Below are 5,430 nucleotides of genomic sequence, written 5' to 3'. Positions count from 1 at the left end.
TGTGGTATATCTACATTATATCAATTACTTCCACCCTTCTTTTGCAGTTAGAAAGTTTTTTGATATTATGATAAAGGGTTCTTATTCGGTAATCTCAAGAAAACCATCCACCCTATCTAAACTTTCCCATTTCCAGGGATTGTAGTCACTCATTTTTTCAAATTCAATTATGGCTGAATCCATTAAAGCAATAGCATTATCGTGATAGCCTTGAAGATAGGACCTTTGACCTCGCAAAAAGTAAGCATACCCTTTGAAGTAGTATTTTTTATCTCCAATTATACTGTCTGAAGTTATTAGAGATTGTTTCCAATAATAATTAGAAGAATCGTAATTATAAATCTTTGTATCAAATAGTCCATAAATATTTCCTAATTCCCGAAATGCAAGTGCTCTTGATATTGGGTTTCTTGCATTTTCCCTTGCCAGCCCAAAATATTTTATAGCTTCAGCAAATTGACCCTCTGATTCTAACTGTTTACCAACAATCCCATAAATATTAGTGGAGAATTTGTGGTCAATTTGCGCCATTGCTCTAATAATTTTTTTTACATAAATTTCCCTTCTGTAGTTATTATAAGTCCCCAGAATATCCATTGATGGCTTCGGAAGTAAATATTCTCCTGCCTCAAAAACATCTAATATAGCCAAGGTTAAATTTTCAACTTCTTTAATTTTCTCAGCTTTAAAGTCTGACCCTTTTTTAAAGTGACTTTTCCTTAAAATAGCGACGTTAAAAATCAGAGATGAAACTAATGCTATTAAACAAATTGTTAAAGGAATGTTTTTTTTCCACCATTCTATCTTTTTTGGAGTATTAATCTTTTTATTTAGGGCGTGAAGTTGATTTTCTAAGAATTCAATCTTTTCATTAAATAACTGGGATTCGCTTTTTTGTTTCATCCACATTTAATTGATCAATCCTTTATTGAAACAGCGGTGTTTTAACCCTAGTTCTAAAATTGAGACAAATTAAAATGATAAAACCTGTACTTAAAGAAGAAAAATTTAAAACTCAATCAAGTTAAATTTTTCAGTTTTGGAACCACCAATGACAAGGGAAAGGAAAATACAATTCAAGGAGATGTACCATTGAAAATTAGAGAGGAATTTTGTTACTAATTATTGTTATTAAAAAAAGAGGCTGTCCAAAAGTTCCTTTTGATTCAGCCTCTTTTTTCAAAGTCCTTCTCCTTTAATTCTCTTCCTCCGGGTTTTCCGAAGGAATATCCACCTGATCGAGATTCATAAATTCAATCTGATTATTTTTATTTAAACTTAGGCCTATCACTGATTCTTTATGGACATTTCCAGAAATAATCTCTTTGGACAATTCATTAAGAATTTGCCGTTGCATCACTCTTTTCAGTGGCCTAGCTCCAAATTGAGGGTCATATCCTTGTTCTCCCAAATAGTCTAAAACTTCCTTACTGGCTTCTAATCTCATTCCACTGTCTTCAAGCCGTTTTTGAATCTGTCGGAACTGTATGGAAACAATTTTTCGCAAATCGGCTTTGGAAAGTGGACGGAAAGTGATGATTTCATCCACCCTATTCAGAAATTCTGGTCTCACAGTTTTCTTTAACAATTCCATAACCTCATGCTCAGTTCTTCTAACCACTTCTTCCTCATTTTCAGGAGTCAATTTTTCAAAATTTTCCTGGATCAGATGAGAACCAATATTGGTAGTCATGATGATAATGGTATTCTTAAAATTGGCCGTACGCCCCTTATTATCCGTTAATCGACCATCATCCAATACCTGAAGTAAAATGTTAAATACATCGGGATGGGCCTTTTCGATTTCATCCAGCAATACTACAGAATAAGGTTTCCTACGAACTGCCTCAGTAAGTTGTCCACCCTCTTCGTATCCCACATATCCTGGAGGAGCTCCAATTAAACGGCTTACGGTATGTCTTTCTTGATATTCGGACATGTCAATCCGAACCATGGCATTTTCATCATTAAAAAGATATTCAGCCAAAGACTTAGCCAATTCCGTTTTACCCACTCCTGTGGACCCGAGGAAAATAAAAGATCCAATAGGACGATTTGGATCCTGAAGGGAAGCTCTGCTTCTTCGAACTGCATCAGAAATAGCCGTAATGGCATTTTCCTGACCGGCCACACGCTTACCCAACTCTTCTTCAAGTTGCAATAATTTCTCTCTATCACTTTGCAGCATCTTGGCTACAGGAATTCCCGTCCATTTGGCAACCACTTCTGCAATGTCTTCCGCATCTACCTCTTCTTTTAATAAGGAAGTTTCCTGCATATTTTTCAACTGCTCCTGATAGGCTTTCAATTTATTTTCGCTTTCGGTAATTTTACCATAGCGGATTTCTGCTACACGTCCATAATCTCCGCCACGTTCTGCCTGTTCAGCTTCAATTTTATAACGATCAATTGCTTCCTTCTCTGTTCTGATTCCATTGATGACAGCCTTCTCATTTTCCCACTTCGCCCGCAAAGCATTTCGGCTATCCGTCAGTTCAGCAATTACTTTATTGAGACGAGCTTCCTTTTCTTTATCCTTTTCCCTACGGATAGCTTCCCGCTCAATTTCAAATTGCATTATTCTACGTTCTAATTCGTCCAGCTCCTCCGGCATAGAATCCATTTCAATACGTAACTTAGAAGCGGATTCATCCATCAGGTCAATGGCTTTGTCTGGGAGGAAACGATCAGAGATATAACGATTAGAAAGTTCTACAGCAGCAATTACCGCATCGTCCTTTATTCGAACTCCATGGTGCAATTCATATTTTTCCTTTATCCCTCGAAGAATAGAAATGGAATCTTCTACACTCGGCTCATCCACAATCACACTTTGGAAACGACGTTCCAAAGCCTTGTCCTTTTCTACATATTTTTGATATTCATTCAAAGTTGTGGCCCCAATGGCATGCAATTCTCCTCGAGCCAGTGCTGGTTTTAGCAAATTCGCGGCGTCCATGGCACCTTCACCACCTCCACCTGCACCAATGAGGGTATGAATTTCGTCGATGAATAAAATAATTTCACCTTCAGAATCCGTCACTTCCTTGATCACGGATTTAAGCCTTTCCTCAAATTCACCTTTGTATTTTGCCCCCGCTACTAACAATCCCATATCCAAGGAAATGATAGTTTTGGATTTAAGATTTTCCGGAACATCTCCATCTACTATCCTCTGAGCCATTCCCTCTACAATGGCAGTTTTTCCTACGCCAGGCTCCCCCAGAAGAACGGGGTTATTTTTTGTTCTTCGAGCCAAAATTTGTAAAACTCTTCGAATTTCCTCATCCCTCCCAATAACAGGATCGATTTTCCCTTCTTTTGCTTTTTGGTTCAAATTGATGGAGTACCGCTCAAGAGCTTGATATTTGGATTCGGCATTAGGGTCAGTTACTCTACTACCTCCTCTAAGTTCCTTAATAGCCGCTTTCAGTTCCTTTTCATTAAGGCCCAATTCTTTGAGCAATTGCCCTACTTTATCTTTAGCGCTTACCATAGCAAGCAGGATATGCTCCACAGCTACAAAATCATCTTTAAATTCCTTGAGGTATGCTGTTGCTTTTTGTAAAGTGGCAGAAGTATCATTGGAAAGATAAGGCTGCTGACCAGAAACCTTTGGATAAGCATCAATAACGGCTTCCAATTGATTTTCCAGCGACTGTTTTTGCACCCCTAGTTTCTTCAATAAAAAGTCAATAACGTTTTCATCAGTGGCTAATATGGCCTTCAATAAATGACCGTTTTCCACAGCTTGTTGGCCATTGGCTGACGCTATCTCAACAGCCTTTTGAATCGCCTCCTGTGATTTTATAGTGTAGTCTTTCAGGTTCATGGTTTCGGTATTTTTATTTTTTCCTTTCTGTAATTTTTACCCATCAAATGATAATCCATTTAAAAACCAGGGCTAAAATACGGAAATTATGTCAGTTTAAACACCAAAAAATTAAATCCAAATGCCATTTTGTCATTAATTAAGGGATGACCAACTTATTTTTAAGGAAAACTTCACAGCTTAAAATGTTCCTCCATATATTTAGCCCTTTCATAAAAGAGAAATTAACAAAGGTCTGTAAGGCATTCAACAAATTGTTTTTTTATATAGCTTTAAAGTTGGAATAACACATTTTTCCTTTTGCAAATTCCTAATCCTTAATTTCCATTAACGATAGAAAGTTTTCCAATAAGAAACGTATTCATTTAATCAAAGATCACATTGAATAACCATGGCAAGAATAAAAATTAATTTACCAGAAAAGTTTCCCTTTCAAACTTTCATTCCTGTGCGCATCACCGATTTGAATTATGGAAAACATGTAGGAAATGACACTATCTTATCGCTAATGCACGAGGCCAGGGTACAATACTTTCAATGGCTGGGCTATAAGGACGAATTGAATTTAAACGGTATTGGTTTGATCATGGCAGATTCAGGAATAATGTATAAATCGGAGACTTTCTATGGGGAAAAAATAATCATTGAAGTTGCTGCAACTGAACTATCAAAAGTTAGCTTTGATCTGATTTACAGATTAAGTGGGCAAAATTCAGGGAAAGAAATTGCTCGTGGTAAAACGGGAATGGTATGTTTTGATTATGAAAATCGTAGGCCAGCCTCTATCCCGGAAACCCTTAAGGAAAACTTAATGAAAAGCGAAGTTTGAAATGAATGTCAAAAAGGAGGAGCAATACTAAAGTCTGGTACAGTATCGGCTGACAAAAAAGGAGTTTGAAGTCTACAAAAAGTAATAATTTACACCAGGTGATAAAAAAATGAGAACCCGGTGTAAACCTTGCTCCAATCACAAAAGAATCAATTCTCAACTGTTGACTCTATAACCTTTAACTCTAACGGGGCATAACCCATATTTCTCATACCAATTAAACCGGAAACTGTCTCTCCATTTTTTATCTCCTTACCTATAAGGTTTTTTGTTTTTAATTCTTTCAAAAAATTTTGATTTGCAGTACCCGCAACCAGCATATTTCCACCACTAATACCTGGACCTAATATCAAACCAATAGGGAAAGAAGATTGATTTTTAACCACACCATTTTCAGATTCCCAATAATTAAATTTTGAAGGAGTTAACAGTAAATAAAGTAAATAAATAGGTACTCCTTGTTTCAACTCTCCATATACAAATTGAGGCTCAATGGGGCTAATAGCGTAACCTGCGGAAAAAAGTTTAAGATCTTCATTATAAGTCAAAGCTTGACCTGTATTATTAGTAATTTTAACGCCCACTACTTTTATTCCCTTTTTGGACTCCTTTTTTGCATATTTCTTATTTTTCTTCTCCCTTAAAACGTCATATTTATATTCAAATATCAATCCATTTTCTTCTGTTTTTGCCTGATAATACAAATTAGTTGGATTAATATTTTTATACGAAGACGCGCAAGACGACCCTATGATAATAATTAATAAAA

General features: G+C 36.2%; 4 protein-coding genes. 1 reads left to right on the top strand and 3 read right to left on the bottom strand.

What is annotated here, in order from left to right:
- Window positions 1–81: 81 nt before the first annotated feature.
- Both E1171_RS08060 and clpB read right to left on the bottom strand, forming a co-directional pair.
- Window positions 82–903, bottom strand: coding sequence for a hypothetical protein (locus tag E1171_RS08060; RefSeq protein WP_155205500.1), 822 nt, complete (start codon window positions 901–903; stop codon window positions 82–84).
- Window positions 904–1,195: 292 nt separating this feature from the next.
- Entirely contained in the window at window positions 1,196–3,832 is a 2,637-nt protein-coding gene (gene clpB / locus E1171_RS08055) for an ATP-dependent chaperone ClpB (protein WP_155205499.1), read from the bottom strand.
- 391 nt (window positions 3,833–4,223) lie between these two features.
- Here clpB and E1171_RS08050 point away from each other — a divergent pair, with 391 nt between their 5' ends.
- Complete coding sequence (locus tag E1171_RS08050) at window positions 4,224–4,661, top strand: acyl-CoA thioesterase (protein ID WP_155205498.1); 438 nt, start codon at window positions 4,224–4,226, stop codon at window positions 4,659–4,661.
- A gap of 149 nt (window positions 4,662–4,810) precedes the next feature.
- Here the strand turns inward: E1171_RS08050 and E1171_RS08045 are convergent, their stop codons facing one another.
- Window positions 4,811–5,332: a hypothetical protein gene (locus tag E1171_RS08045; protein WP_187696336.1), complete on the bottom strand. Its 522-nt coding sequence runs from the start codon at window positions 5,330–5,332 to the stop codon at window positions 4,811–4,813.
- Window positions 5,333–5,430 lie beyond the last annotated feature (98 nt).

It is taken from the genome of Xanthovirga aplysinae (assembly GCF_009711365.1).
Lineage (GTDB): Bacteria > Bacteroidota > Bacteroidia > Cytophagales > Cyclobacteriaceae > Xanthovirga > Xanthovirga aplysinae.
Note: the sequence above shows the minus strand (reverse complement) of the source record. Positions and strands in the feature narration are given on the sequence as shown.

Coding starts and splice junctions, on each gene's coding strand:
- E1171_RS08060 (WP_155205500.1), bottom strand. CDS start 903: ATGAAACAAAAAAGCGAATCCCAGTTATTTAATGAAAAGATTGAATTC.
- clpB (WP_155205499.1), bottom strand. CDS start 3,832: ATGAACCTGAAAGACTACACTATAAAATCACAGGAGGCGATTCAAAAG.
- E1171_RS08050 (WP_155205498.1), top strand. CDS start 4,224: ATGGCAAGAATAAAAATTAATTTACCAGAAAAGTTTCCCTTTCAAACT.